20 protein-coding genes are annotated in these 26,334 nt (G+C 70.1%); 10 read left to right on the top strand and 10 right to left on the bottom strand.

Translation table 11 applies throughout. The features are described 5' to 3' along the window. Positions 1-26: 26 nt before the first annotated feature. From R0232_RS31040 to R0232_RS31025, 4 genes are read right to left on the bottom strand one after another with little or no spacing between them, the layout of a single operon-like run. Complete coding sequence (locus R0232_RS31040; RefSeq protein ID WP_431510540.1) at positions 27-977, bottom strand: Bug family tripartite tricarboxylate transporter substrate binding protein; 951 nt, start codon at positions 975-977, stop codon at positions 27-29. Further along, entirely contained in the window at positions 974-1,780 is an 807-nt protein-coding gene (locus R0232_RS31035; protein WP_431510539.1) for a citryl-CoA lyase, read from the bottom strand. The genes R0232_RS31040 and R0232_RS31035 overlap by 4 nt, the downstream gene beginning before the upstream one ends. Next, the gene (locus R0232_RS31030; protein WP_431510538.1) at positions 1,777-2,691 is read right to left on the bottom strand and encodes a dioxygenase; all 915 of its coding nucleotides are present in this window, start codon (positions 2,689-2,691) and stop codon (positions 1,777-1,779) included. Before R0232_RS31030 ends, R0232_RS31035 begins: the two co-directional genes overlap by 4 nt. Before the next feature lie 40 nt (positions 2,692-2,731). Then, positions 2,732-3,880, bottom strand: coding sequence for a CaiB/BaiF CoA transferase family protein (locus R0232_RS31025; RefSeq protein ID WP_431510537.1), 1,149 nt, complete (start codon positions 3,878-3,880; stop codon positions 2,732-2,734). 142 nt (positions 3,881-4,022) lie between these two features. On the opposite strand from R0232_RS31025, the gene R0232_RS31020 reads away from it, so the two are divergent. Both R0232_RS31020 and R0232_RS31015 read left to right on the top strand, forming a co-directional pair. Continuing rightward, positions 4,023-4,928: a LysR substrate-binding domain-containing protein gene (locus R0232_RS31020; RefSeq protein ID WP_093348407.1), complete on the top strand. Its 906-nt coding sequence runs from the start codon at positions 4,023-4,025 to the stop codon at positions 4,926-4,928. Between the two features lie 135 nt (positions 4,929-5,063). Next, positions 5,064-5,984 carry a hydroxymethylglutaryl-CoA lyase gene (locus R0232_RS31015; RefSeq protein ID WP_431510536.1) on the top strand — a complete coding sequence of 307 codons (921 nt, stop codon included), beginning with the start codon at positions 5,064-5,066 and terminating at the stop codon, positions 5,982-5,984. Positions 5,985-5,990: 6 nt separating this feature from the next. Here the strand turns inward: R0232_RS31015 and R0232_RS31010 are convergent, their stop codons facing one another. The 4 genes from R0232_RS31010 to nirB are packed head-to-tail and all read right to left on the bottom strand — an operon-like array spanning position 5,991 to position 11,501. Then, on the bottom strand, positions 5,991-7,736 hold the full coding sequence (locus R0232_RS31010) for a protein kinase domain-containing protein (protein ID WP_431510535.1): 1,746 nt from the start codon (positions 7,734-7,736) through the stop codon (positions 5,991-5,993). 10 nt (positions 7,737-7,746) lie between these two features. Further along, positions 7,747-8,559 (bottom strand): formate/nitrite transporter family protein, encoded by an 813-nt coding sequence (locus R0232_RS31005; protein WP_093348160.1) that lies wholly within the window; start codon positions 8,557-8,559, stop codon positions 7,747-7,749. A gap of 46 nt (positions 8,560-8,605) precedes the next feature. Beyond that, positions 8,606-8,947, bottom strand: a complete 342-nt coding sequence (gene nirD / locus R0232_RS31000) for a nitrite reductase small subunit NirD (protein WP_395349961.1) — start codon at positions 8,945-8,947, stop codon at positions 8,606-8,608. Between the two features lie 25 nt (positions 8,948-8,972). Then, positions 8,973-11,501 (bottom strand): nitrite reductase large subunit NirB, encoded by a 2,529-nt coding sequence (gene nirB / locus R0232_RS30995; protein WP_431510534.1) that lies wholly within the window; start codon positions 11,499-11,501, stop codon positions 8,973-8,975. Positions 11,502-11,929: 428 nt separating this feature from the next. Here nirB and R0232_RS30990 point away from each other — a divergent pair, with 428 nt between their 5' ends. The 5 genes from R0232_RS30990 (at position 11,930) to R0232_RS30970 (ending at position 15,488) form a co-directional block, all read left to right on the top strand. Beyond that, positions 11,930-12,430: a YbaK/EbsC family protein gene (locus R0232_RS30990; RefSeq protein WP_057590723.1), complete on the top strand. Its 501-nt coding sequence runs from the start codon at positions 11,930-11,932 to the stop codon at positions 12,428-12,430. Beyond that, complete coding sequence (locus R0232_RS30985; RefSeq protein ID WP_431510533.1) at positions 12,427-12,690, top strand: DUF1289 domain-containing protein; 264 nt, start codon at positions 12,427-12,429, stop codon at positions 12,688-12,690. The genes R0232_RS30990 and R0232_RS30985 overlap by 4 nt, the downstream gene beginning before the upstream one ends. Continuing rightward, on the top strand, positions 12,687-13,331 hold the full coding sequence (locus tag R0232_RS30980; RefSeq protein WP_296781182.1) for a 2-hydroxychromene-2-carboxylate isomerase: 645 nt from the start codon (positions 12,687-12,689) through the stop codon (positions 13,329-13,331). Before R0232_RS30985 ends, R0232_RS30980 begins: the two co-directional genes overlap by 4 nt. A gap of 175 nt (positions 13,332-13,506) precedes the next feature. Continuing rightward, the gene (locus tag R0232_RS30975) at positions 13,507-15,201 is read left to right on the top strand and encodes an MFS transporter (RefSeq protein WP_208508650.1); all 1,695 of its coding nucleotides are present in this window, start codon (positions 13,507-13,509) and stop codon (positions 15,199-15,201) included. 125 nt (positions 15,202-15,326) lie between these two features. Then, positions 15,327-15,488: a hypothetical protein gene (locus tag R0232_RS30970; protein WP_172705265.1), complete on the top strand. Its 162-nt coding sequence runs from the start codon at positions 15,327-15,329 to the stop codon at positions 15,486-15,488. A gap of 16 nt (positions 15,489-15,504) precedes the next feature. On the opposite strand, the gene R0232_RS30965 is transcribed toward R0232_RS30970, so the two are convergent. Both R0232_RS30965 and R0232_RS30960 read right to left on the bottom strand, forming a co-directional pair. Next, on the bottom strand, positions 15,505-16,626 hold the full coding sequence (locus R0232_RS30965; RefSeq protein ID WP_296793741.1) for an ABC transporter substrate-binding protein: 1,122 nt from the start codon (positions 16,624-16,626) through the stop codon (positions 15,505-15,507). A 164-nt stretch (positions 16,627-16,790) separates the two neighbouring features. Continuing rightward, positions 16,791-17,909 carry an ABC transporter substrate-binding protein gene (locus R0232_RS30960; RefSeq protein WP_431510532.1) on the bottom strand — a complete coding sequence of 373 codons (1,119 nt, stop codon included), beginning with the start codon at positions 17,907-17,909 and terminating at the stop codon, positions 16,791-16,793. Positions 17,910-18,091: 182 nt separating this feature from the next. Here R0232_RS30960 and uvrA point away from each other — a divergent pair, with 182 nt between their 5' ends. The 3 genes from uvrA (at position 18,092) to R0232_RS30945 (ending at position 26,239) form a co-directional block, all read left to right on the top strand. Further along, positions 18,092-23,887 (top strand): excinuclease ABC subunit UvrA, encoded by a 5,796-nt coding sequence (gene uvrA, locus R0232_RS30955; RefSeq protein WP_431510531.1) that lies wholly within the window; start codon positions 18,092-18,094, stop codon positions 23,885-23,887. A 218-nt stretch (positions 23,888-24,105) separates the two neighbouring features. Next, positions 24,106-25,155, top strand: coding sequence for an ornithine cyclodeaminase (locus tag R0232_RS30950; protein ID WP_431510530.1), 1,050 nt, complete (start codon positions 24,106-24,108; stop codon positions 25,153-25,155). Positions 25,156-25,198: 43 nt separating this feature from the next. Next, on the top strand, positions 25,199-26,239 hold the full coding sequence (locus R0232_RS30945; protein ID WP_431510529.1) for a histone deacetylase family protein: 1,041 nt from the start codon (positions 25,199-25,201) through the stop codon (positions 26,237-26,239). The last annotated feature ends 95 nt before the right edge of the window (positions 26,240-26,334 follow it).

The raw sequence follows: 26,334 nt of genomic DNA, 5'->3' as shown, positions 1-26,334 counted from the left end.
TTTTATCGAACTTCCTATCGAACCGATCAATCGACCTGCGCGCCCGAGCGCTGCACCGCCTCGCCCCACTTGGCGATCTCGGTGCGCGCGAAGGCGTCGAGCTGGTCGGCATTCATCTCGGCCTGCTCGATGCCTTGCTGCGCGAGCTTCTCGCGCACCTCGGGCTGGGCCAGCACCTGGCGCGTGGCCTCGCGCAGCCGGTCGCGCTGCGCAGCGGGCATGCCGGCGGGCGCGTACAACATGAACCAGGCGACGAGGTCGAAGTCCTTCACGCCCTGCTCCATCAGCGTGGGCACCTCGGGCGCGGCGGCGCTGCGCTTCGCGCCCGAGGCGCCGATCGCGCGCAGCTTGCCCGCGCGCACCTGCGGCAGCACCGCGGCCGGGTGATAGAACATGAACTGCACGTTGCCGGCCATCAGCTCGGTCATGGCCTGCGCGCCGTCGCGGTAGGGCACGTGCATGAAGCTCTTGCCGAGCCGCACGTTGAGCAGCTCGCCGGCCAGGTGGCCCGAGGTGCCGTTGCCGGCCGAGGCGAAGTTCACGTTGCCGTTCGCGTTGCCCAGGTCGGCCACGCGCTTCCACGGCGAGCCGGCGGGCACCACCAGCAGCGTGGGCGTGGCGCCGATGAAGCCCAGCGGCACGAAGTCGCGCAGCGGCTGGTAGCTCAGCCGCTTGTAGAGCGAGGGGTTGATGGCGTGCGTGCCCACCGTGCCCAGCAGCAGGGTCTGCCCGTCGGTGCCGGCGCGCGCGACCTGCTCGCTGCCGATGGCGCCGCCCGCGCCGGGCTTGTTCTCGACGATCGCGCCGGTGCCGAGCTGGCGGCCCAGCGCATCGGCCAGGATGCGGCCGACGATGTCGGTCGAGGTGCCGGCACCGAAGGGCACGACGATCTTCAGCGGCCGCGCCGCGCCCGGTGCCTGCGCGAGCGCCGCGCCCGTGGCCAGCAGCGCGCCGGCCAGCAGCAGGCGGCGCTTCATGCCGCGCTCCCGAAGCCGGCGGGCAGCTCGCCCTCGTACTGCAGCTCGCGCGTGGCCTGGTAGGACAGCGCGAAGCCGCTCGGCGTCTCGGCCTCCTCGGCCAGGTGCGCGATCAGTCCCGCGGTGCGCGCGAGGATCGGCACGCCGCGCAGCGAGGCCACCGGGAAGCCCACGCCCAGCAGCACGGCCGGGATCGCGGCCGAGACGTTCATGCGCAGCTCGCGGCCCACGATGGCGGGGATGGCGCGCTCGAGCGCCTGCGCGATCTGCACGTAGCGCAGGTCGGCGCCGGCCTCGGTCGCGACCTCGATCAGCCGGTCCACGCGCGGATCGTTGGCCTTGTGCAGCGGATGGCCGTAGCCGGGGATGGCCTGGCGGCCTTCCTTCAGCGCGCGGATGGTGTCGGTCGCCACGGCGTCGAGCGCCTCGCCCGCGTCGACGCGCGCCGCCACGCCGGCGAACAGCCGGCCCGCGGTCTCCGAGGCGCCGAGGATCACCGAGCCGCAGCCCAGGATGCCCGCGGCCACCGCGCCCTGCAGCGCATCGGGCGCGGCCGCGAAGGTCATGCGGCTGGCCTGCACGCTGGGCACCAGGCCGTGCTCGGCGATCGCCACCAGCGTGGCGTCGAGCACCGCGCTGCAGGCGGCGTCGGGACGGCGGCCGGTGAGCAGCAGGAAGAAGTAGTCCGAGAACGAGACGCGGCCGATCAGGTCGCGGCAGAGGTCCTGGCCGCGCACGACGATGGTGTGTTCGTCCGAGGTGCAGATGGCGGTGCGCGGGACGGTGGATTTGCCGATTTTCATGGGAGGGCGTTCGAGGTGGCGGGTTGCAGATGGAAGTCGTAGTGCGCGGACCAGTACGGCCGCTCGAGCGCGCGGCCGTCGGGCGCGCGGCCCGGCGCATGGGCCTCGAAGTCGACCAGCAGGCTGGGCCGCACGCCGAACACCGCATCGGAGTCGATGTAGGGGCTGCCCGCGACGAACAGGTGCGTGGTCACCGGCACGTGGCCCTCGGCCGCCACCTTCATGTGGATGTGGCCGGGCCGGTTCGGATGGCGGCCCATGCCGTCGAGCATGCGGCCCACCGGGCCGTCGACCGGCACCGGGTAGTACGAGGGCTTGATCGACCAGAACCAGTAGCGGCCCTCGGCGTCGGTGCGGATGCGCGCGCGCGCCGCCATGCCCGCGCCCTCGACCTGCATGTCGTAGACGCCCTCGCCGTCGCCCGACCAGATGTCGAGCAGCGCGTTCGCGAGCGGCTCGCCGCGCGTGTCGCTGACGCGGCCGCTGTAGAAGGCCGGTTCGCCGCACACGCCCGGCGCGATGTCGGCGCCCAGTGGCAGCTCGGGCGCGCCGTCCCAGTAGTAGGGGCCCTGCACGGTGGCCTCGGTGGTCTCGGTCGCGGGCAGCGCCTCGCCGTTCCTGCCGGCGCGCGCGGCGGCGCGCAGCTGGTCGAGCATCACCACCATCATCGAGGCGCCCAGCGTGTCCGACAGCAGGATGAACTCCTGGCGCTTGTCGTCGCAGGCCTGGCCGACGGCGGTGAGGAACTCGATGCCCGCCATCCATTCGTCGGGCTGCAGGTCGACCTCGCGGATGAAGGCGTGCAGGTGCTCGATCAGCGACTGCATGATGCGCGCGAAGCGCGGGTCGGCCGCGCCGTCCAGGCGCTGCAGCGCGGCCCGGGTCAGTTCGTCGGCGTTCGATGGGGTCATGGGGCTTGTCTCCGTTCTTTTCTTCTGGGGTGGGAATGCGTCAGCGCTGCTGCAGGCGTCGGCGTATGGGTTCGACGATCGCCGCGTTGTCGGCGCCCAGCACCGGCGGCGCCGTGACCTCGAGCGCGCGCTCGCCGTCGAAGCTCACGGGCGAGCGGATGGTGCGCCAGTCGCCGCCCTCGGGATGCGGTGCGCTGACCTCGAGCTGCAGGTGGCGCGCCTGCGGGTCCTCCATGGCCTCGCGCGTGTCGTACATGGGCGCATGCGGCACGTCCTCGGCCTCGAGCCGCGCGCACCAGTCGGCGCGCGTGCGCGCGCGGAACAGGCCGTCGAGCAGCGCGATCAGGTCGTTCTGGTGCGCGATGCGGCCCTCGCGCGTGGCGAAGCGCGCATCCTGGAACAGGTCGGGCCGCTCGATCGCGTTGGCCAGGCCCTGCCAGAACTTCTCGGGCGAGGACATGTGCAGCGCGATCCACAGGCCGTCGGCGCACTCGAGCACGTACGACTGCGAGACGCTGGGCCGGCTGAACGGACCCATGATCTCGTTCTCGGAGAAGTAGTGCGTGAAGGCGTCGAGGTTGAAGTGGCACATGGCCTCGAGCATCGAGACCTCGACCTTGCGGCCCTGGCCGGTGCGCCCGCGCTCGACCAGCGCGCCGAGCACGCCGTAGGCCGCGTAGAAGCCGGTCATCGCGTCGGCCACGGCCGGGCCCACCACGCGCGGATTGGCCGGGTTCACCAGCAGCTTGAGGAAGGCGCTGGCCGCCTGCGCCACCGTGTCGTAGGCCGGGCGCGCCGCGGCCGGGCCGGTCTGGCCGAAGCCGCTGATGGCGCAGTAGATCAGCCGTGGATTGAGTTCGCGCAGCCGCGTCTCGCCCGCGCCCAGCCGCTCGGCCGCGCCGGGGCGGAAGTTCTGGATGTAGACGTCCGAGTCCTTCACCAGCTCGTCGAACACCGCCGCGTCCTCGACCAGCTTGGGGTTGAGCGTGACGCTGCGCTTGTTGCGGTTGTAGGTCTGGAAGTGCGGGCTGTAGAGCCCGCCGCGGAACGAACGGAACGGATCGCCGCTGCCGGGCTGCTCCACCTTGACCACCTCGGCGCCGAGGTCGGCCAGGAACATGCCGGCCGCCGGGCCCGTGATGAACGTGCCTTGCTCCAGCACCTTGATGCCGCTGAGGACCTTGTGCACTCGTGTGTCTCCTGCTGTCGTGTCGTGTCATGCCCTCGCGGGATGGGAGCGAACTCTATGCAGGCGGCCCGATTTTTAACAATGATGGTTTTGCATGGATACCATCGATGGCATCGATCGTTCGACGCAACGGAAGGCCTCCATGGAACTGCGGCACCTGCGCTACTTCAGCGCCCTGGCCGGCTCGCTCAACTTCACGCGCGCGGCCGAGCGGCTGCACGTCACGCAGTCCACGCTGTCGCACCAGATCAAGCAGCTCGAGGAGGAACTGGGCCGGCCGCTGTTCGACCGCATCGGCAAGCGCGTGGCGCTGACCGAGGCCGGCGAGGCCTTCCTGCATCACGCCACGCGCGCGCTGCAGGAGATCGACCGCGGCCTCGGCGCGCTGCGCGAGGACCCGCAGGAGGCGGCCGGCGAACTGCGCATCGGCTCGACCCACACCTTCAACCTCGGCTTCATTCCCGACTGCATCGCGGGCTTCCAGCAGCGCTATCCGCGCGTGCGCGTGAGGGTCGACGAACTCGCGGCCGACCTGATCGGCCAGCGGCTGCAGCAGGGCACGCTCGACCTCGGCATCGCCTACCGGCCGGCCCAGCCCGGGCCGCTGCAGTTCGAGCCGCTCTACAACGAGGAGATGGTGCTGGTGGTGGCGCACGACCATCCGCTGGCGCGGCGCAAGCGCCTGCGCATGGTCGAGCTGCACCGGCTGCCGATGGCGCTGCTGCCCGCAAGCTTCGCCACGCGGCAGATGCTCGACGAGTGCTTCCGTTCCTGCGGCGCCGAGCCGCAGGTGGTGGCCGAGATCAACACGCTGGCGCCGATCATGGGGCTGGTGGCGAAGACGCGGCTCGCGGCCATCGTCTCGGCCAACGCGGTGCTGCCGAACTCGGGGCTCGCGACCGTGCGGCTCGAGAGCCCGACGCCGGTGCGCACGCCCGGCATGCTGTGGGCGCCGAAGGCGCGCGAGGCGGCGCCCACGCGCGCCTTCGCGGCCATCGTGCGCAAGATGGCGTTCCGCACCAGCATGCTCGAGCGCAGCGACGGCTAGTCAACGACTGGCACCATTTGCAACCGCTCTGGCGCGCATTGCTACCTTCCGCGCCTTGTGTACCAGGCAGGCCGGGCCCATCTGCCGGACAATGGATCCCGCTTTTCCATCCTCCCGCGACACCAGAGACAAGCCATGAAACTCCCCACCCGCGTCCAGATCGTCGACGTCGGCCCGCGCGACGGGCTGCAGAACGAGAAGCAGCCGGTTTCGGCCGAAACCAAGATCGGCCTGGTGCACCGGCTGCAGGACGCCGGCCTCGAGGAGATCGAGGTCACCAGCTTCGTGAGCCCGAAGTGGGTGCCGCAGATGGCCGACAACGCCGAGGTGATGCACGGCATAAAGCGCAAGCCCGGCGTGCGCTACTCGGTGCTCACGCCCAACCTCAAGGGCTTCGAGGCTGCCATCGCCGCGCCGCGCGCGGAATGGCCCGACGAGATCGTGGTGTTCGGCGCCGCCAGCGAGGCCTTCAGCCAGAAGAACATCAACTGCTCGATCGCCGAGAGCATCGAGCGCTTCGCGCCCGTGGTGGCCGCGGCGCTCGAAAAAGGCATCCGCGTGCGCGGCGCGATGTCGTGCACGGTCGGCTGCCCCTACGAAGGCGAGATCGCCCCGGCCAAGGTCGGCTACCTCGCGCAGCTGATGAAGGGCATCGGCGTGCAGCGCGTCGACGTGGCCGACACCATCGGCGTGGGCACGCCGCGCAAGGTGCAGGCGGCGATGGAGGCCACGCTGGCCCACTTCGGCGTCGACGCCATCTCCGGCCACTTCCACGACACCTACGGGCAGGCGCTGGTCAACACGCTGGCGGTGCTCGAGCTGGGCGTTTGGAACTTCCAGTCGTCCTCGGCCGGCCTCGGCGGCTGCCCCTATGCCAAGGGCGCGACCGGCAACGTGGCGACCGAGGACGTGGTCTACATGCTGCACGGCATGGGCATCGAGACCGGCATCGATCTCGACAAGCTGATCGACGCCGGCGTCTACATCAGCGAAGCGCTGGGCCGCGAGCCGAACTCGCGCGCTTCGAAGGCGATCCGCACCAAGCGCGCGGGCTGAGCGTCTTCAGCGCCCGAAGGCGCGCAGACCGAGCAGCACCACCACCGCCACGGCCAGCAGCACCGTGGTGCATTGCCAGAACAGCACCGGCCGGCGCTCGATCAGCGCCGGCATTCGCGCGCGCAGGAACTCGGCGCCCGGTGACTGCAGGTCGTGCGCGAACTCCGACACCGCCTGCTGCCGCTTCGCGGGCTGCGGATGCAGCGCCTTCTGCAGCACCGCGTCGACCCAGGCCGGCAGCTCGGGCCGGAACTGGCGCAGCGGCACATAGCGCAGGCGATGGGCATCGGCCGCGCCGCGGATGCGCGAAGCCTGCAGCCCGTAGGGCAGTTGGCCGCTCAGCATGCGGTAGGCGATCACGGCCAGCGAGAACAGGTCGGAGCGCGCCGTGCCGCCCTGGCCCGTGAAGTACTCGGGCGCGGTGTACTGCGGCGTGCCCTCGATCGCGAGTGCGCGCGGCTCGCCGCCGCCGTCGTTGAGCCCGGCCACGTGGGTGGCGGCCAGGTCGATCAGCTTGACCGTGCCCGCGCGGTCGATCATCGCGTTCTCGGGCCGCAGGTCCTGGTGCAGCATCTCCTTGCCGTGCATCGCCTGCAGGCCGCGCGCGAGCTGCGCGACGATGGCGCGCACGCTGTCGAGCGAGGGCCGCGGGTGGTCGACCATCCACTGCGCGAGCGTCTGGCCCTCCACGTACTCCATCGCCACGAACAGGTGGCCGCGCGCGCGCTCCAGCGGCCAGGCCTTGAGCACGTGCGGGCTGTCGATGCGCCGCGCCACCCATTCCTCGAGCACGAAGCGGTCGAGGTAGGCAGCGTCCTCGCGCAGGTCCACCGAGGGCAGCTTCAGCACCGCGGGGCGGCCGCTGGCGTCGTCGGTGGCGAGGTAGACATGGCTGCGCGAACTCAGGTGGATCTCGCGTACCAGCGTGAAGCCCTCGAAGCGGTCGCGTGGCGCGAGCACCGGCGGCAGTGCGAGCCCTTCGCGCTCGAGCGGCAGCGCCGGCGCATCGGGCGCGGGCAGTTCGTCGATGCGCAGCAGCTGCACGGTGGCATCGTCCTGGCCGCCGCGCGCGCGGGCGATCTGCACCAGGCGCTGCGCGGCCGCGTCGAGGTCGCCGGCGCAGCGCACCAGTGCGTCGTTCACGGCGGCGGCATCGAGGTGCGCATGCGCGCCATCGGTGGCGAGCAGGTAGACCTCGCAGGCCTCGGCCTCCCAGCAGCGGTAGTCGATCTCGACGTTGGGGCCCGCGCCCAGCGCGCGGCCCAGGTACGACTCCACCGACGAGACATGCACGCGGTGGTCGTCGGTGAGCTGCTCGAGCGCGCTCGCGTGCACGCGGTAGATGCGTGCATCGCCCACGTGCAGCAGGTGCAGCTCGCGGCCCTTGAGGATCAGCGCGCTGAAGGTGCAGACGTAGCCGCTGTCCTTGTCGAAGCGCGCGTCGCTGCGCATGGTCTGCGCATGCAGCCAGGAGTTGGTGGCGCCCAGCACGCGCTGCGCCGCGCGGCGCACCGACCAGGCGTCGGAGGTGGCGTAGTAGTCCTCGAGGAAGCCGCGCACGGCGGCCGCGCTCGCGACCTGGCTCACGCGGCTCGAGCCGATGCCGTCGGCCAGCGCGAGCGCGATGCCCTTGGCGGCGCGCTGCGCCCCTTCGGGCAGCATCGCGCCATGGAAGTCCTGGTTGACCGCCGACCCGACGCCGGCCAGCGAGTGCTGGCCCAGCGTGACGCGCGGCGGGCGCCCGGCGGCCATGGGCGCGCGATCAGCCCGCGACGCGCTTGGGCGCCGTCTTGTAGTGCGTGGCGTAGAGCGTGAGGCCGACGAAGCTCAGGCCGCCGACCAGGTTGCCGATCACGGTGGGCAGCTCGTTCCAGATCAGGTAGTCCATCAGCGTGAACTTGCCGCCGAGCATCAGGCCGGTGGGGAACAGGAACATGTTGACGATCGAATGTTCGAAGCCCATGTAGAAGAAGATCATCACGGGCATCCACATGCCGATCGCCTTGCCCGAGACGGTGGTCGACATCATGGCCGCGACCACGCCGGTCGACACCATCCAGTTGCACATCACGCCGCGGATGAACAGCGTCAGCATGCCGGCCGCGCCGTGCGCGGAGTAGCCGACCGTGCGGCCCTCGCCGATGTGGCCCAGCCGCTCGCCGATGGCGTTGGGCGCCTCGCTGAAACCGAAGGTGAAGATGATCGCCATGAACACCGCGACCGTGAGCGCGCCCGCGAAGTTGCCGACGAACACCAGGCCCCAGTTGCGCATCACACCGCCCCAGGTGGCACCGGGGCGCTTGTCGAGCACCGCGAGCGGCGCCAGCGTGAAGACGCCGGTCAGCAGGTCGAAACCCAGCAGGTACAGCATGATGAAGCCGACCGGGAACAGCATCGCGCCGACCAGCGCATTGCCGGTGTTGACCGTGATGCTGACCGCGAAGGCCGCCGCCAGCGCGAGGATGGCGCCGGCCATGTACGAGCGGATCAGCGTGTCGCGCGTGGACATCAGCAGCTTGGATTCGCCGGCATCGACCATCTTGGTGACGAACTCGGCGGGGGCTAGGTAGGCCATGGGGATCCTTGGGAAGAAGTGGAATGCCGGGGAAGGGGAGCGCGGCTCAGGCCAGCGCGACGAGCACGCGGCCCTCGTGCTCGCGCACCGCATGCGCGCGCACCGAGTGCTCGGGCGCCTCGAGGCATTCGCCGCTGCGCAGGTCGAAGTGGTTCTTGTAGAGCGGCGAGGCGACCACGACGCGGTCGCCGAGGCTGCCGACCAGCCCGCGCGAGAGCACGCTGGCGCCGGCCTTCGGATCGACGTTGTCGATGGCGTAGAGCGTGGCCTCCTGGCCGACGCGGAAGATCGCCACGTGCACGCCCTCGACCAGCGCGCACACGCCGGTGTCGGGCAGGATGTCGGTGGCCGCGCACACGGCGGTCCAGTGCAGGTCTTGCTGGGTCATGGGGCTCTTCCTCTTTCGTTGTGCATCAGGCCATCGAGACGTCGGCGGCCTCGGTGCGCTCCTCGGCGCGCGCGGGCCGCTTCTGGCCGCGCTCGCTCACGAACACGATGTGCTCGTCGGGTTTGTCGCTGTTGACGAAGGAGCGGAAGCGCTGGCGCGTGGCCGGGTCGTTGACGGCGGTCTTCCACTCGCACTGGTAGGTGTCGACCACGGCCTGCATCTGGGTCTCGAGCTCGGCGTGGAGGCCCAGCGTGTCCTGCAGCAGCACGCCCTTGAGGTAGTCGAGGCCGCCCTCGAGACTCTCGCGCCAGGTGCTGGTGCGCTGCAGCCGGTCGGCGGTGCGCACGTAGAACATCAGGAAGCGGTCGATCAGGCGGATCAGCTCGGCCTTCGACAGGTCGCTCGCGAGCAGCTCGGCATGGCGCGGCTTCATGCCGCCGTTGCCGCAGACGTAGAGGTTCCAGCCCTTGTCGGTGGCGATCACGCCCACGTCCTTGCCCTGCGCCTCGGCGCATTCGCGCGTGCAGCCCGAGACGCCGAACTTGATCTTGTGCGGGGCGCGCAGGCCCTTGTAGCGGTTCTCGAGCTCGACCGCGAGGCCCACGCTGTCGTCCACGCCGTAGCGGCACCAGGTCGAGCCGACGCAGCTCTTCACCGTGCGCAGCGACTTGCCGTAGGCATGGCCCGACTCGAAGCCGGCCGCGATCAGTTCCTCCCAGATCGCGGGCAGCTGCTCGACGCGCGCGCCGAACATGTCCACGCGCGCGCCGCCGGTGATCTTGGTGTAGAGGCCGTACTTCTTCGCCACCTGGCCGACCGCGATCAGCTCGTCGGGCGTGACCTCGCCGCCCGGCATGCGCGGCACCACCGAGTAGGTGCCGTCCTTCTGGATGTTGCCGAGGAAGTAGTCGTTGCTGTCCTGCAGCGCGGCCAGGTCCTTCTTGAGCACGAACTCGTTCCAGCACGAGGCGAAGATGCTCGCGGCCACGGGCTTGCAGATGTCGCAGCCCAGGCCCTTGCCGTGCTTGGCGAGCAGGTCGGCGAAGCTGCGGATCTCGCCCACGCGGATCAGGTGGTAGAGCTCCTGGCGCGAGTAGGGGAAGTGCTCGCAGAGGTGGTTGTCGACCGCCATGCCGCGCCTGGCCATCTCCATCTTCATGACCTGCGTGACCAGCGGCACGCAGCCGCCGCAGGTGGCGCCCGCCTTGGTGCAGGCCTTCATCGCGGCCGGGGTGCAGGCGCCCTGGCCCACGGCCGCGCAGATCTGCCCCTTGCTGACGTCGTTGCACGAGCAGATCTGGGCGCTGTCGGGCAGGGCCTCGACGCCCAGGCCCGGCTTCGCCTTGCCGTCGCTCGAGGGCAGGATCAGGAACTCGGGATCCTCGGGCAGCGCGATGCCGTTGAGTGCCATCTGCAGCAGGGTGCCGTATTCGGCAGCATCGCCTACCAGCACGGCACCGAGCAGCAGCTTGCCGTCCTCGCTGACGACGATCTTCTTGTAGACCTTCTTGCGCTCGTCGATGAACTGGTAGGCGCGCGACTTCGGCGTCCTGCCGTGCGCGTCGCCGATGCTCGCCACGTCCACGCCCATCAGCTTGAGCTTGGTGCTCATGTCGGCGCCGGTGAAGGCGGCTTCCTGCTCGCCCGCGATGTGGCGCGCCGCCACGCGCGCCATGTCGTAGCCGGGCGCGACCAGGCCGAAGGTCTGTTCGTTCCACGAGGCGCATTCGCCGATCGCGTAGACGTCGCGGTCGCTGGTGCGGCAGTGGTCGTCGACCGCCACGCCGCCGCGCGGGCCCACGGCCAGCAGGCACTGGCGCGCGAGTTCGTCGCGCGGGCGGATGCCGGCCGAGAACACGATCATGTCGGTCTCGAGGTAGCTGCCGTCGGCGAACACCATGCGGTGGCGCGCGGCGGCGCCGTCGACGATCTCCACCGTGTTGCGGCCGGTGTGCACGTGCAGGCCCAGCGCCTCGATGCTCTCGCGCAGCGCGCGGCCGCCGCCCTCGTCGACCTGCACCGCCATCAGCCGCGGTGCGAACTCCACCACGTGGGTCTCGAGGCCCATGTCGCGCAGCGCCTTCGCGCATTCGAGGCCGAGCAGGCCGCCGCCCACCACCACGCCGCTGCGCGAGCGCGCGCCGCATTCCTTCATCGCCTCGAGGTCCTCGATGGTGCGGTAGACGAAGCAGTGGGGCCGGTCGCGGCCCGGCACCGCGGGCACGAAGGGGAAGGAGCCGGTGGCCAGCACCAGCTTGTCGTAGGCCACGACCTCGCCGTCGGCCGTGGTGACGGTGTTGTTGCGGCGCTCGACCGCCACCGCGCGCGCGGCCAGGCGCAGCGTGAAGCCGCTGCGCTCGAAGAAGCCGGGCTCGACCAGCGAGAGGTCTTCGGCCGTCTTGCCCGCGAAGAACTCGGACAGGTGCACCCGGTCGTAGGCCGGCCGCGGCTCCTCGCACAGGACGGTGACTTCCGCGCCGGGAATGCCGAGCGCGTGGAGCTGCTCGAGGAACTTGTGGCCGACCATGCCGTGGCCGATGACTGCGATTTTCATGGTGAGGTCCTGCGGGGGCAGCCGGTCCTCGGATGCAGGCCACCGGGGCTGTCGGGGCGACAGCGGCAGGGGGCCTCCGCGACGGAACGGATGCGAATAATCGGATGGACAAACGAATCCGGTGGCTCATCGCCATCGGCTCGCTCGAACCCCGCCGTCGTTAGCGGAGGCACTGCGGACCCACCCAGGCCGGGAGGTCCGCGATGGGGTCGAGCAATATCCATGCCGCCGAAAAAGAGCGGTGGCGGCCCGTGCGCGCACCGCAATCGCACCCAAAGTGGCGCGGCGGCGGTGCGGCGCTGTCCGCATTGGTGCGGTGCCCGAAAGGGTGGCCGCGCGGCCGCGGCGCCGGCGCCCGGGGCTTTTTCGTATGCTCGGGTGCCTGCAACGCGGGGCGCACGCCCCCACGAACTCCGAAGACCCAAGCCATGTGCGGCTCCGAACTCCATTCCCTTCCCGACGGTGTCCAGCGCGTCGCGCGCGTGCTCCAGGACGCCGGCCATCCGCATGCGCCGCGCATGCTCGACGACGCCTGCCGCACCGCGCAGCAGGCGGCCGACGCGCTCGGCATCGCGGTCGGCCAGATCGCCAAGAGCATCATCTTCCGGCGCAAGAGCGACGAGGTCGCGGTGCTGGTCATCACCTCGGGCGACCGGCGCGTCGACGAGAAGAAGGTCGACGCGATCGTCGGCAAGACCGGCCGCGCCGACGCCGACTTCGTGAAGGCGCGCACCGGCTTCACCATCGGCGGCGTGTCGCCCGTGGGCCATGTCACGAAGCCGGTGGTGCTGATCGACCGCGAGCTGTTCCGCTTCGAGGAGATCTGGGCCGCCGCGGGCCATCCGCATGCGGTGTTCCAGCTGCGCCCGCACGACCTCGAGACGCTCACGGGCGCGCCGGTGGCCGACGTGGTGGTGGCCGCGGCGTGAACGTCGCCGAAGCACAGGCCCTGGCCGACCGCGCCGCCGAGCTGCGCGAGCGGGCCGAGCCGGTGCCCTCGCCCTGCAGCTCGGTGTGCCGCATGGACCGGCTCAGCGGCTTCTGTGAGGGCTGCCTGCGCACCATCCCCGAGATCGCGGGCTGGAGCCGCATGGAGGACGACGAGCGGCGGCAGGTCTGGCGCGCGATAGAGTGGCGGGCCCGGGCCGGCATCTGGCGCGCGCCGGCCATCGGAGACATCGACGCATGAAGCACATCGACTTCTACCTGGACTTCATCTCGCCCTATGCCTATCTCGCGTTCGAGCAGCTGCCGCAGGCGCTCGAGGGCCTGAGCTACAGCGTGGACTACCGGCCGGTGCTGCTGGGCGCGGTGCTCAAGGCGCACGGCCAGCTCGGGCCGGCCGAGATTCCCGCCAAGCGCGGCTGGACCTACCGCCACGTGCTGTGGCTGGGCCACCAGCACGGCATCGAGATCGCGATGCCGGCCTCGCATCCCTACAACCCGCTCGCGCACCTGCGGCTCGCGCTCTCCACCTCCGACGACGGCCGCGTGAGCCGGCTGGTGGCCGAGACCGTCTTCCGCCACGTCTGGCGCGGCGGCCTCGAGGCGGCCGATCCCGCGCGGCTGGCCGCGCTCACCGCGCAACTGCAACCGCGTCGCGATGCCGGCAGCGACGAGAGCAAGGCCCTGCTCCAGCGCAATACCGCGGACGCGATCGCGCTCGGCGTGTTCGGCACGCCGGCCTATGCGGTCGACGGCCGGCTGTTCTGGGGCTTCGACGGCCTCGCGATGCTGCGCGCCTACCTCGCGGGCGATGCCTGGTTCGATGGCCCGCAATGGGCCGAGGCCGACCAGCGTCCGGCCCTGCTGCGCAGCAGCAAAAACTGAGCATCCGCAGCACCGACGCTGCATTTCTTACAGGCTGAAACGTGCGTCGAGGGTTTCACCTTAATCCGTAAGCGCCCGTTCAGTTTCGCGAAAGGCTCGGGTCAGTCGCGCCTCCAAGAATGCCCCACGGTCCCGAATTCGGGCGCCGCATGAACGCATACACAGGAGACGATCAATGGCAGCCACACTAGATTCACGGGGAGTGCCGCATCCGGCCCCCCGGCCCATGTCGGCGGAGGAGAAGAAGGTCATCTTCGCTTCTTCGCTGGGAACCGTGTTCGAGTGGTACGACTTCTACCTCTACGGTTCGCTCGCGGCGATCATCGCGAAGCAGTTCTTCAGCGGCCTCGATGCGGGCGCGGCCTTCATCTTCGCGCTGCTGGCCTTCGCGGCCGGCTTCCTGGTGCGTCCGTTCGGCGCCATCGTGTTCGGCCGGCTCGGCGACATGATCGGGCGCAAGTACACCTTCCTGGTCACGATCCTGATCATGGGCCTGTCGACCTTCATCGTCGGCCTGCTGCCCAGCTACGCGACCATCGGCGTCGCGGCGCCGGTGATCCTGATCGCGCTGCGCATGCTGCAGGGCCTCGCGCTCGGCGGCGAGTACGGCGGTGCCGCCACCTACGTGGCCGAGCACGCGCCGCACGGCAAGCGCGGTGCCTACACCTCGTGGATCCAGACCACGGCCACGCTCGGCCTGTTCCTGAGCCTGATCGTGATCCTGGGCGTGCGCGAAGGCCTGGGCGAAGCGGTGTTCAACGACTGGGGCTGGCGCATTCCGTTCCTGGTCTCGATCCTGCTGCTGGGCATCTCGGTGTGGATCCGGCTGTCGCTGTCGGAATCGCCGGCGTTCCAGCGCATGAAGGCCGAGGGCAAGACCTCGAAGGCGCCGCTGGCCGAATCCTTCGGCGAGTGGAAGAACCTCAAGATCGTGATCCTGGCACTCGTGGGCCTGACCGCCGGCCAGGCCGTGGTCTGGTACTCGGGCCAGTTCTACGCGCTCTTCTTCCTGACCGCGCAGCTCAAGGTCGATGCGACCACCGCCAACCTGATGATCGCCGCCGCGCTGCTGCTCGGCACCCCGTTCTTCGTGATCTTCGGCACGCTGTCGGACAAGATCGGCCGCAAGCCGATCATCATGGCCGGCTGCCTGCTGGCCGTGGTGACCTACTTCCCGGTCTTCAAGATGCTGACCGAGGCCGCCAACCCCGACCTCGCGAAGGCCCAGGCCACCGCGGGCGTGACCGTGACCGCCGACCCCGCGACCTGCTCGTTCCAGGGCAATCCGGTGGCCCGCGAGATCGACTTCCGCAGCTCCTGCGACATCGCCAAGCGCTACCTGGTGCAGAACTCGGTGAGCTATGAGAACGTGGCCGGCGCGCCGGGTTCGAAGGCCGTCGTGAAGATCGGCGACAAGACGGTGGAAGCACCGATCGGCAACGTCGTGAACCTCAAGTTCGACGAAGCCTCCGCCAAGGAGATCGCCGCCTTCAAGAAGGGCGTGGCCGAAGACCTGAAGATCGCGGGCTACCCGGCCAAGGCCGACCCCGCGAAGATGAACAAGCTGCTGACGGTGCTGCTGCTGTTCTGGCTGGTGCTGCTGGTGACCATGGTCTACGGGCCGATCGCCGCGATGCTGGTCGAGCTGTTCCCCACGCGCATCCGCTACACCTCGATGAGCCTGCCGTACCACATCGGCAACGGCTGGTTCGGCGGCCTGCTGCCGACCACCGCCTTCGCCATCGTGGCTTCGACCGGCAACATGTACAACGGCCTCTGGTACCCGATCATCATCGCGGGCGTCACGCTGGTGATCGGCACGCTGTTCATCCGCGAAACGAAGGACGTGGACATCTACGCCCACGACTGAGCGCCAAGGCGCCGATGAAAGGAGGGCGCTACGCGTCCTCCGTTCAACAAAGAGGCTTCATGCCGACCCTCGGCGTGAGGCCTTTTTCTTGAACCCCGCATTACCCATCCCAGGAGACAGAACCCATGTGGAAAATCGCAGTCGGCTTCGCCATCTTCGCGGCCATCGCGCTGTACGTGATCTCGAAGGCCGGCGACAAGGTCGACATGTCGGGCGAGAAGCACGGCGTGGAAGTGCACGAGCCGGCGCCTGCTGCACCGGCTGCGGCCGCGAGCGCGCCGAAGTAAATCTCCGAAGCGCTGCCTAGCGCTTGAAGCGGCCGTCGCTCACGATCGAGAGGTCGACGTATTCGATGCCCGTGTGATCGGTCGGCGAAAACGAGATGTCGAGTCCGCCACCCGGGTCGTACTGGAAGGCATTGAGCGTGGCCAGCAGCCGCGCGCGCGTGGGCTTCGGCCCGGTGCGGCGCAGCGCCTCCACCAGCACCTTGGTCGCCACGAAGCCTTCGAGCAGCGCGGGCGACAGGTCTTCCTGGCCCTTGGCCTTGGCGAGCGCCAGGGCCTCCTTGATCAGCGGATTGCCGAACGAGCGCTCGTAGGGGAACACCTGCGTGATGATCACGCCGCGGCTCGCGCTGCCGAGGTCCTTGATGAAGCCCGAGGCCGCGTTGTTCGACAGCGTGACCACCTGCGCGGCCGAGCCCGCGGCGCGCAGCGCCTTCACGCCGTCGGACACCGAAGTGCCCGAGCCGATCCACAGCACGGCCTGCGCATTGGCCTCGACGAGCTTCGGCACGATGGCCGCGAAGTCGGGCTTGTTGCGGTCGGCCAGCGCGATCACCACCGGCTTGAGGTTGGCCTTCTCGAAGCCGCGGTTCGCGCCCTCGAGGCCGTCCTTGCCGAAGGAGTCGTCGGCCTGCACCACCGCGATGCGCTGGATGCCCGTGGTCTGCAGGTGCACCACCGCCTTCTCGGCCTCGCGCTGGTAGGTGGAGCGCACGTTGAAGATGTTCTTCTGCACCGGCTTGTGCAGCGCCATCGCGCCGGTCGACGGGCCGACCAGCGGCACGCCGTGCTTGTCGAGCAGCGGGATCACCGCGAGCGTGTTGGGCGTGCCGCGGTTGAGCAGCAGCGCGACCACCTTCTTGTCCTCGATCAGGATGCGCGAGTTCTCGAGCGAGCGCTTGGCATCGAGGCCGTCGTCCATGCGGATGACCTCGATCTGCTCGCCGTTGATGCCGCCCTGGGCATTGACCTGGTCGATGACCAGCTGCGAGCCCATGATCGTCTCCTTCACGCTGGCCGCCACCGGCCCCGACAGGTCGGCCGACTGGCCGATCACGATCTGGGCCGAGGCGCCGGTCGCCGCGAGTGCGAGCAGCAATGCGGCGGCGCGCAGGCGCGGGATCCTTTTCTTCTTCTTCATCGACAAAACCTTTCCCGTCGAGATTCGTGTCCATGTCAGCAAATGCAATTATGTGTAGCTAGACGTGACATGCGATTCCTCGTGCAAACCCTGTCAAACCGTTGTTTGCAAAAGCAAAAAGCCGGGCGCTGGGCCCGGCTTCGTCGAGAGGGAAAGGCGGCGCTTCAGCGCTTGAAGCGGCCCTCGCTGATGATCGAGAGGTCGGCGAAATCGATGCCGCTGTGGTCCTGCGGCGTGTAGCTGATCTCGAGGCCGCCGAGGTCGTAGTCGCGCAGGCCGTCGAGCGCGGCCACCACGCGGGCGCGCGTGGGTTTGGGGCCTGCGCGCCGCAGCGCCTCCACCAGCACCTTGGCCGAGGCGAAGCCCTCGAGCGCCGCGGGCGAGAGCTCGTTCTGGCCCTTGGCCTTCGCGAGCGCGATCGCCTCCTTCACCATCGGGTAGCTGATCGAACGCTCGCTCGGGAACACCTGCGTGACCACCACGCCGCGGCTGGCCTCGCCGAGCTGCTTGATGAAGCCCGAGGAGGCGTTGTTCGACAGCGTGACCACCTGCGCCGCCGAGCCGGCCGCGCGCAGCGCCTTGATGCCGTCGACCACCGCGCTGCCCGAGCCGATCCACAGCACCGCCTGCGCCTTGGCCTGGACGATGGCGGGCACGATGGCCGCGTAGTCGGGCTTGTCGCGGTCGGCCGGCACGGTGGCCGCGGGCTGGGCCTTGGCCTTGCCGAAGCCGGTCATCGCGCCCTCGAGCGCATCGGCGCCGAAGGAGTCGGTCACGTGCACGACCGCGATGCGCACCATGCCGATGGTCAGCAGGTGCTGCACCGCCTTCTCGGCCTCGCGCTGGTAGGTGGCGCGCACGTTGAACACGTTCCTCTGCACCGGCTTGTGCAGCACCATCGCGCCGGTGGAAGGCCCGATCAGCGCCACGCCGTGCTTGTCGAGCCAGGGAATGATGGCCTGCGAATGCGGCGTGCCGCGGCTCATGAAGAGCGCGAGCACCTTCCGGTCCTCGATCAGCGCGCGGCCGTTCTCTCCCGCGCGCTTGACGTCGAAGCCGTCGTCGAGCCGGATCACCTCGATCTTCTCGCCGTGCACGCCGCCCTGCGCATTGGCGGCATCGATCACGAGCTGCGCGCCGCCGATGGTCTCGTTGACGCTGGCGGCCACCGGGCCGGTCATGCCGGCGGTCTGGCCGATCAGGATCTGCGCCTGCGCGGGCAGCCAGACCAGCGCGCCGAGCGCGATCAGGGCCGCGCGCAGGCGGCCGTGCTTGTTCGTCATGTGCGGTCGTCCCCTTCTTTGCGATGGCGCTGCCACCGTTGCAAACCAACGCCTTATTTGTTTCCAAAAGTATTCAAACCACCATTCGGACAAACCCCTGCGCAGCCACCGTCCTTCCAGCGGGGTGCACCGGCGCGTCATGGACCACTCCCTAGAATGTTTGCCCCACCCCCAAGGCACTCATGACACAGGGCTCCATCCGCATCCGTGGCGCACGCCAGCACAACCTCCAGAATCTCGACCTCGACATCCGCACCGGCGAGATGACCGTGGTCACCGGGCCCAGCGGCTCGGGCAAGTCGAGCCTCGTGTTCGACACCCTGTACGCCGAGGGCCAGCGGCGCTACGTCGAAACCTTCTCCGCCTACGCCCGCCAGTTCCTCGACCGCATGGACAAGCCGGCGGTCGACAAGGTCGAGGGCGTGCCGCCCGCGATCGCCATCGACCAGACCAACCCGGTGCGCTCCTCGCGCTCCACGGTCGGCACGATGACCGAGCTCAACGACCACCTGAAGCTGCTCTATGCGCGCGCGGCCGACCTGTTCGACCGCGAGACCGCGCTGCCGGTGCGCCACGACTCGCCCGACAGCATCTATGCGCAGATCGTCGAGCGCGCGGCGGCCGCGGGCGATCCGCGGCTGGTCGTGACCTTCCCGGTCGAGCTGCCCGCGAGCACCACGGCCGACGAGGTCACGCAGTGGCTGTCGGCCAGCGGCTTCACGCGCGTGCAGGCCGAGCGCGAGGTGGCCACGCCCACCGGTCCGCGCAAGGTGCTCGACGTGGTGGCCGACCGCTTCCGCGCCTCGAGCGCCGAGCGCTCGCGCGTGGTCGAGGCGATCGAGGTCGCGCTCAAGCGCGGCAGCGGGCGCGTGACCGTGCATGCGACCGGGGCCGAGGAGAACGCCGTGACCGACGTGTGGAAGTTCTCCACGGGCCTGCACTGCCCCGAGAGCGACATCCGCTACGGCGACCCGATCCCCTCGATGTTCTCGTTCAACTCGGCCGTCGGCGCCTGCGACACCTGCCGCGGCTTCGGCCGCGTGATCGGCGTCGACCTCGGCCTCGTGATCCCGAACGACAAGCTCACCCTGCGCGCGGGCGCGATCAAGACCATCCAGACCCCGGCCTGGAAGGAGGCGCAGGACGACCTCATGCGCCACGCCGAGGCCGCCGGCATTCCGCGCGACACGCCCTGGAACAAGCTGACCGCCGAGCAGAAGCACTGGGTGATCGAGGGCACGCCCAACTACAAGGAGGGCAACTGGAACAAGCAGTGGTACGGCATCCGCCGCTTCTTCGGCTACCTCGAGAGCAAGGCCTACAAGATGCACATCCGCGTGCTCTTGTCGAAGTACCGCAGCTACACGCCGTGCCCCACCTGCGCCGGCGCGCGGCTCAAGCTCGAAAGCCTGCTGTGGCGCATCGGCAGCAAGGAAGACGCCGACGCGGTGCTGCCGCCCGAGAAGCGCTTCCTGCCGATCGGCGTGAAGTGGACGCGCGCGCAGCTCGAGGCGCTGCCGGGCCTGTGCCTGCATGACCTGATGCTGCTGCCGATCGAGCGGCTGCGCCAGCTGTTCGACCGCATGACGGCCGGCGGCATCGCCACGGCCGGCGAGGCGCAGCGCTCGAGCGCGGCCGGCGAGGTCCAGGCGCTCAAGCTGCTGTTCGAGGAGATCACGACCCGGCTGCGCTATCTGCACGACGTCGGCATCGGCTACCTCACGCTCGACCGCCAGAGCCGCACGCTCAGCGGCGGCGAGGTGCAGCGCATCAACCTCACGACCGCGCTCGGCACCTCGCTGGTCAACACGCTGTTCGTGCTCGACGAGCCCAGCATCGGGCTGCATCCGCGCGACATGAACCGCATCACCGAGGCCATGCTGCGGCTGCGCGACGCGGGCAACACGCTGGTGGTGGTCGAGCACGACCCCGCCGTGATGCTCGCGGCCGACCGCGTGATCGACATGGGCCCGGGCCCCGGCGCGCGCGGCGGCCAGATCGTGTTCGACGGCAGCACCGACGCGCTGCGCGATGCCGACACGCTGACCGGCCAGTACCTGGGCGGGCGCAAGAAGATCGGCATGGGCTTCAAGCGGCTGGTCAGCGAGAACACGCACCGGCTCATCCTCGAGGGCGTGCGCGAGCACAACCTCAAGGACATCAGCGTGGAGTTCCCGCTCGCGCGCCTGGTCTGCGTGACCGGCGTCAGCGGTTCGGGCAAGTCGACGCTGGTGCAGGACGTGCTCGCGCCCGCGCTGATGCGCCACTTCGGCAAGGCCACCGAGACGCCCGGCGCGCACGACCGCCTGCTCGGCGCCGACCACCTCGGCGACGTGGTGTTCGTCGACCAGTCGCCGATCGGCAAGACCGCGCGTTCCAACCCCGCGAGCTACGTCGGTGCCTGGGACGCGATCCGCGAGATCTTCGCCACCGCGCCGATCTCGCGCCAGCGCGGCTACACCGCGAGCAAGTTCAGCTTCAACTCGGGCGACGGCCGCTGCCCCACCTGCGGCGGCTCGGGCTTCGAGCACGTCGAGATGCAGTTCCTCTCGGACGTCTACCTGCGCTGCCCCGACTGCGACGGCAAGCGCTACCGGCCCGAGATCCTCGAGGTGCGCATCGAGCGCCACGGCAAGAGCTACAACGTGGCCGACATCCTCGAGCTGACCGTGGCCGAGGCCGCGGCGCTGTTCGATGCCGACCGCGACGTTCTGCGCGTCTTGCAGCCGATCTCCGACGTGGGCCTCGACTACGTGAAGCTGGGCCAGCCCGTGCCCACGCTGTCGGGCGGCGAGGCGCAGCGCCTCAAGCTCGCGGGTTTCCTGGCCGAGGCCGCGAAGGGCGCGACCTCGAGCAAGCAGGCGGTGGCGCGCAAGGGCACGCTGTTCCTGTTCGACGAGCCCACCACCGGCCTGCACTTCGACGACATCGCGCGCCTCATGCGCGCGCTGCGCAAGCTGCTCGACGCCGGCCATTCGCTGATCGTGATCGAGCACAACCTCGACGTGATCCGCGCCAGCGACTGGTGCATCGACCTCGGCCCCGAAGGCGGCGAGGGCGGCGGCCAGGTGGTGGCCGAGGGCACGCCCGAGCAACTGCGCGAGAACCGCGCCTCGCTCACGGGCGCCGCGCTGGCCGACTACGAACTCGCGATCGGCCCGGGCGCCTACAAGGTGGCCGAGCGCGCGGCGCGGCGCTACATCGCGCAGGCCAAGAAGGCGCCGGGCGCCGACGCGGTCGAGATCGTGAACGCGCGCGAGCACAACCTCAAGAACCTCAGCGTCAACATCCCGCGCGGCAAGTTCAGCGTGGTCACGGGCGTCAGCGGCTCGGGCAAGTCCACGCTGGCCTTCGACATCCTGTTCAACGAAGGCCAGCGCCGCTATCTCGAATCGCTCAACGCCTATGCGCGCAGCATCGTGCAGCCCGCGGGCCGGCCCGAGGTCGATGCCGTCTACGGCATTCCGCCGACGGTGGCGATCGAGCAGCGCCTGTCGCGCGGCGGCCGCAAGAGCACGGTGGGCACCACCACCGAGGTCTGGCACTTCCTGCGCCTGCTGTTCGTGAAGCTCGGCGTGCAGCACTGCGTGAAGGACGGCGCGGCCGTGCAGCCGCAGACGCCCGACAGCATCGCGGCGCAGCTGATGCGCAACTTCAAGGGCCAGCATATCGGCCTGCTCGCGCCGCTGGTGAGCAACCGCAAGGGCGTCTACACCGAGCTGGCCGACTGGGCGCGGCCGCGCGGCTTCACGCACCTGCGTGTCGATGGCGACTTCCTGCCGACCGCGGGCTTCCCGCGCATCGACCGCTTCAAGGAGCACAGCATCGAGCTGCCGGTGGCCAGCCTCGACGTGCTGCCCACGAACGAGAACCAGCTGCGCGAGGCGCTCACGAAGGCGCTCGAGCACGGCAAGGGCGTGGTGCACGTGCTCAGCGAGATGGACGGACTGCGCGCCGCCATGATGGCCGGCGTGACGGCGGCCGGCATCGGCCGCGTCAGCGTGTTCTCGACCCTGCGTGCCTGCCCGGTCTGCAGCACCAGCTACGCCGAGCTCGACCCGCGCCTGTTCAGCTACAACAGCAAGCACGGCTGGTGCCCCGACTGCGTGGGCACCGGCGTCAAGCTCAGCAAGGAACAGCGCAAGATCTTCGACGACTCGGTGATGGCCGACGACCAGAAGGGGCGCGAGCAGACCTTCGCCGAGCCCGATGCCGAGGACGTGGGCGACGTGGCCTGCCCGACCTGCAAGGGCACGCGGCTCAACCCCACCGCGCGCGCGGTGCTGTTCGGCGGCGGCGCGGTCCATGCGCATGCCGGCACGCCGGGCTGGGGCGAGGGCGGCATCGGCATCACCGAGCTCGCGCGCATGAGCGTGACCGACATCCGCACCTGGTTCGAGAACCTCTCGCTCGCGGGCCGCGAGGCCGAGATCGCGCGCGACCTGGTGCCCGAGATCAAGAGCCGGCTCGAGTTCCTCGAGGAGGTGGGCCTGGGCTATCTCACGCTCGACCGTGGCGCGCCCACGCTGTCCGGCGGCGAGGCGCAGCGCATCCGGCTCGCGGCGCAGCTCGGCAGCAACCTGCAGGGCGTGTGCTACGTGCTCGACGAGCCGACCATCGGCCTGCATGCGCGCGACAACCGCATCCTGCTCGACGCGCTGCACAAGCTCGGCGACAAGGGCAACACGCTGGTGGTGGTGGAGCACGACGAGGACACCATCCGCCGCGCCGACCACATCATCGACATCGGCCCGAGCGCCGGCAAGCGCGGCGGCCGCCTGGTGGCGCAGGGCGCGGTGGCCGACATCGAGCAGGCGGCCGAGTCGCAGACCGGCCGCTACCTGCGCGACGCCATCAAGCATCCGCTGCAGGCGCGCCGGCTCATTCCCTCGCCCGACCCGAAGGCGCCCGACAACGGCCAGTGGCTCACGGTGCGCGGCGCCGACATGCACAACCTGCAGGACGTGACGGTCACCGTGCCGCTGCAGCGGCTGGTGGTGGTCACGGGCGTGAGCGGCTCGGGCAAGTCCACGCTCGCGCGCGACGTGCTGCTGGCCAACGTGCAGGCAGTGGTGCAGCAGCGCAGCACCAAGGCCGGCCGCGATGCCGATGCCGCGGGCAAGCGCCCGGCCTGGGCCGGCTGCAAGGGCGTCGAGGGCTACCAGAGCGTGGACCGCGTGCTCGAGGTCGACCAGACCCCGATCGGCAAGACCCCGCGCAGCTGCCCCGCGACCTACATCGGTTTCTGGGACACCATCCGCAAGCTGTTCGCCGACACCCTCGAGGCCAAGGCGCGCGGCTACGGCCCGGCGCGCTTCAGCTTCAACACCGGCGAGGGCCGCTGCCCGGCCTGCGACGGCGCGGGCGTGCGCACCATCGAGATGAGCTTCCTGCCCGACGTGAAGGTGCCCTGCGAGGTCTGCCACGGCGCGCGCTTCAACCCCGAGACGCTGGCCGTGAGCTGGCGCGGCAAGAGCATCGGCGACGTGCTGCAGATGGAGGTGGACGAGGCGGTCGAGTTCTTCGCGAGCATGCCCAACATCAGCCATCCGCTGCAGCTGCTCAAGGACGTGGGGCTCGGCTACCTGACGCTGGGCCAGCCCTCGCCCACGCTGTCGGGCGGCGAGGCGCAGCGCATCAAGCTGGTGACCGAACTGAGCAAGGTGCGCGACGACATCACGCGCCGCGGCCAGAAGGCGCCGCACACGCTCTACGTGCTCGACGAGCCGACCGTGGGCCTGCACATGGCCGACGTCGAGAAGCTGATCCACGTGCTGCACCGGCTGGTGAACGGCGGCCACAGCGTGGTGGTGATCGAGCACGACCTCGACCTGATCGCCGAGGCCGACTGGATCGTCGACCTCGGGCCCGAGGGCGGCAACGGCGGCGGCCGCGTGGTGGGGGCGGCGGCGCCCGAGGAGGTGGTGCGGCTGGGCACGCACACGGGCGTGGCGCTGGCACCGGTGCTGGCGCGCTGAGCCCTTCTTCGGCCGGCACCAACGCCGGACGGTAGCCCCGAACCGTCGGGCGCGGGGGCTTGCCCCTGCGCTCGACGCGGTCGGGGTCGCGGGCCTCGCCGCGGCCGCGCGCGCGGCGCAGAATGGATTCGAACCCTTGGCGCAGGCGCTCATCCTGGACCCGCCATGGTGGAACGGATCGGGTGCGGCGCCGGCCGGGGCTCGCAAGGAGCCATGCCATGACCCGCTTCATCGATGTCCACAGCCTGGTCCGCCTGGTCGATGAGACCGGCGTGCCGCAGTTCCTCGCTGCCCTGGCCGATGCGCTGCGCGACGACTTCCTGCGCTGGCGCGAGTTCGACAAGAAGGCCCGCGTGGCCAGCCATTCGCACCTCGGCGTGATCGAGTTGATGCCGGTGGCCGACGACGGCGCCTATGCCTTCAAGTACGTCAACGGCCATCCGCACAACACCGCGGTGGGGCTGCCCACCGTCATGGCCTTCGGCGTGCTCGCCGAGGTCGACACCGGCTACCCGGTGCTGCTGTCCGAGCTCACCCTCACCACGGCATTGCGCACCGCCGCCACCTCCGCCATGGCGGCGCGCGCGCTCGCGCGGCCCGGTTCGCGCAGCCTGGCGCTGATCGGCAACGGCTCGCAGAGCGAGTTCCAGGCACTGGCCTTCCATGCGCTGCTGGGCATCGAGGAGGTGCGCGTGTTCGACATCGACCCGCATGCCACCGACAAGCTGGTGCGCCATCTCTCGGCCTGTTCGCCGATGGAGATCGTGCGCGCGCATTCGGTGGCCGAGGCGGTGCGCGGCGCCGACATCGTGACCACCGTCACCGCCTACCAGGGCCATGCGACGGTGCTCGAGCCCGGGATGATCGAACCGGGCATGCACATCAACGCGGTGGGCGGCGATTCGCCCGGCAAGACCGAGCTCGACCCCGGGGTGCTGCGCGGCGCGCGCGTGTTCGTGGAGTACGAGCCGCAGACCCGCGTCGAGGGCGAGATCCAGCAGCTGGCGGCCGACTTCCCGGTGCACGAGCTCTGGAAGGTGCTGCTCGGCGAGGTGCCGGGCCGCGAGCGGCCGGACCAGGTCACGGTGTTCGATTCGGTCGGCTTCGCGCTCGAGGACTACACCGCGCTGCGCTACATCCACCAGCTCGCCATCGAGCGCGGCGTGGGCCGGCAGATCGCGCTGGTGCCCGAGCTCGACGATCCCAAGGACCTGTTCGGGCTCACGGCCGCGGGCCGGCGCCGGGCCGTGCTGCGGCGTGCGGCATGATGGGCGGCTGTCCAGCCACGGCGCCCGCCGCCGACCCCGTTCCATGCTCACCATCTACAACGACCGGCACGCACTCCACCAAGGCAAAGTCGAGATGTTCCGCGGCGAGCTCGTGCCGTGCTTCGAGGTGCCGGCGCGCGCCGACCACGTGAAGGCCGAGATCGAGCGCCGCGCGCTCGGCCCGCTGCTCGCGCCCGATGCGCTGCCCGACGCACTGCTCGCCAAGGTGCATGCGCCGCGCTACCTCGACTTCATCGCCGGCGCCTGGGACGAATGGGTGGCGCTCGATCCCGCCAATGCCGAACGCGACGCGCTGCCCTCGTACTGGCCCACGCGCGGCATGCGCACCGACGTGCTGCCCGCGAGCTTCCCCGCGCGCCTGGGCCTGTTCGGCTTCGATGCCGGCACGCCGCTGACGGCCGGCAGCTGGACCGCCGCGCGCCACGGCGCGGCCAGCGCCTTCACGGCCGCGCAGCGCGTCGTCGGCGGCGAGCGCGCCGCCTTCGCGCTGACCCGGCCGCCGGGCCACCATGCGGGCGCCGACTTCTTCGGCGGCTACTGCTTCCTCAACAACGCCGCCGTGGCCGCGCAGGCGCTGCGCGACGCGGGCATCGGGCGCGTGGCCGTGCTCGACGTCGACTACCACCACGGCAACGGCACCCAGGCCATCTTCTATGCGCGCGACGACGTGCATTTCGCGAGCCTGCATGCCGATCCCGTCACCGACTATCCCTACTACCTCGGCCATGCCGACGAGCGCGGCGCCGGCGCGGGGCTGGGCTTCAACCACAACCTGCCGCTGCCGCGCGGCACCGACTTCGCGGGCTGGCGCGCGGCGCTGACGAGCGCGCTCGCGCGCATCGCCGAGGTGAAGGCCGGCGCGCTCGTGGTCTCGCTCGGCGTCGACACCTTCGAGGGCGATCCGATCTCGGGCTTCAGGCTGCGCAGCGACGACTACCTGCGCATGGGCGAGGACCTCGCGCGCGCGGGCCTGCCGACGGTGTTCGTGTTCGAGGGCGGCTATGCGGTGGCCGAGGTGGGCGTCAACGCGGTGAACGTGCTCGAGGGCTTCGAGCAGGCCTGAATGTCCTTGCGGCCTTGAGGAAATCAGGGCTGCCCCGGTTGTCTGGTGCCGATCGGCGGGGCCCAATCGCGCTCTTTCAAATTCAGCCGGGACCC

The organism is Variovorax sp. DAIF25 (assembly GCF_050711835.1).
Taxonomy (GTDB): domain Bacteria; phylum Pseudomonadota; class Gammaproteobacteria; order Burkholderiales; family Burkholderiaceae_C; genus Variovorax.
This window is presented reverse-complemented; position numbering and strand designations above follow the sequence as displayed.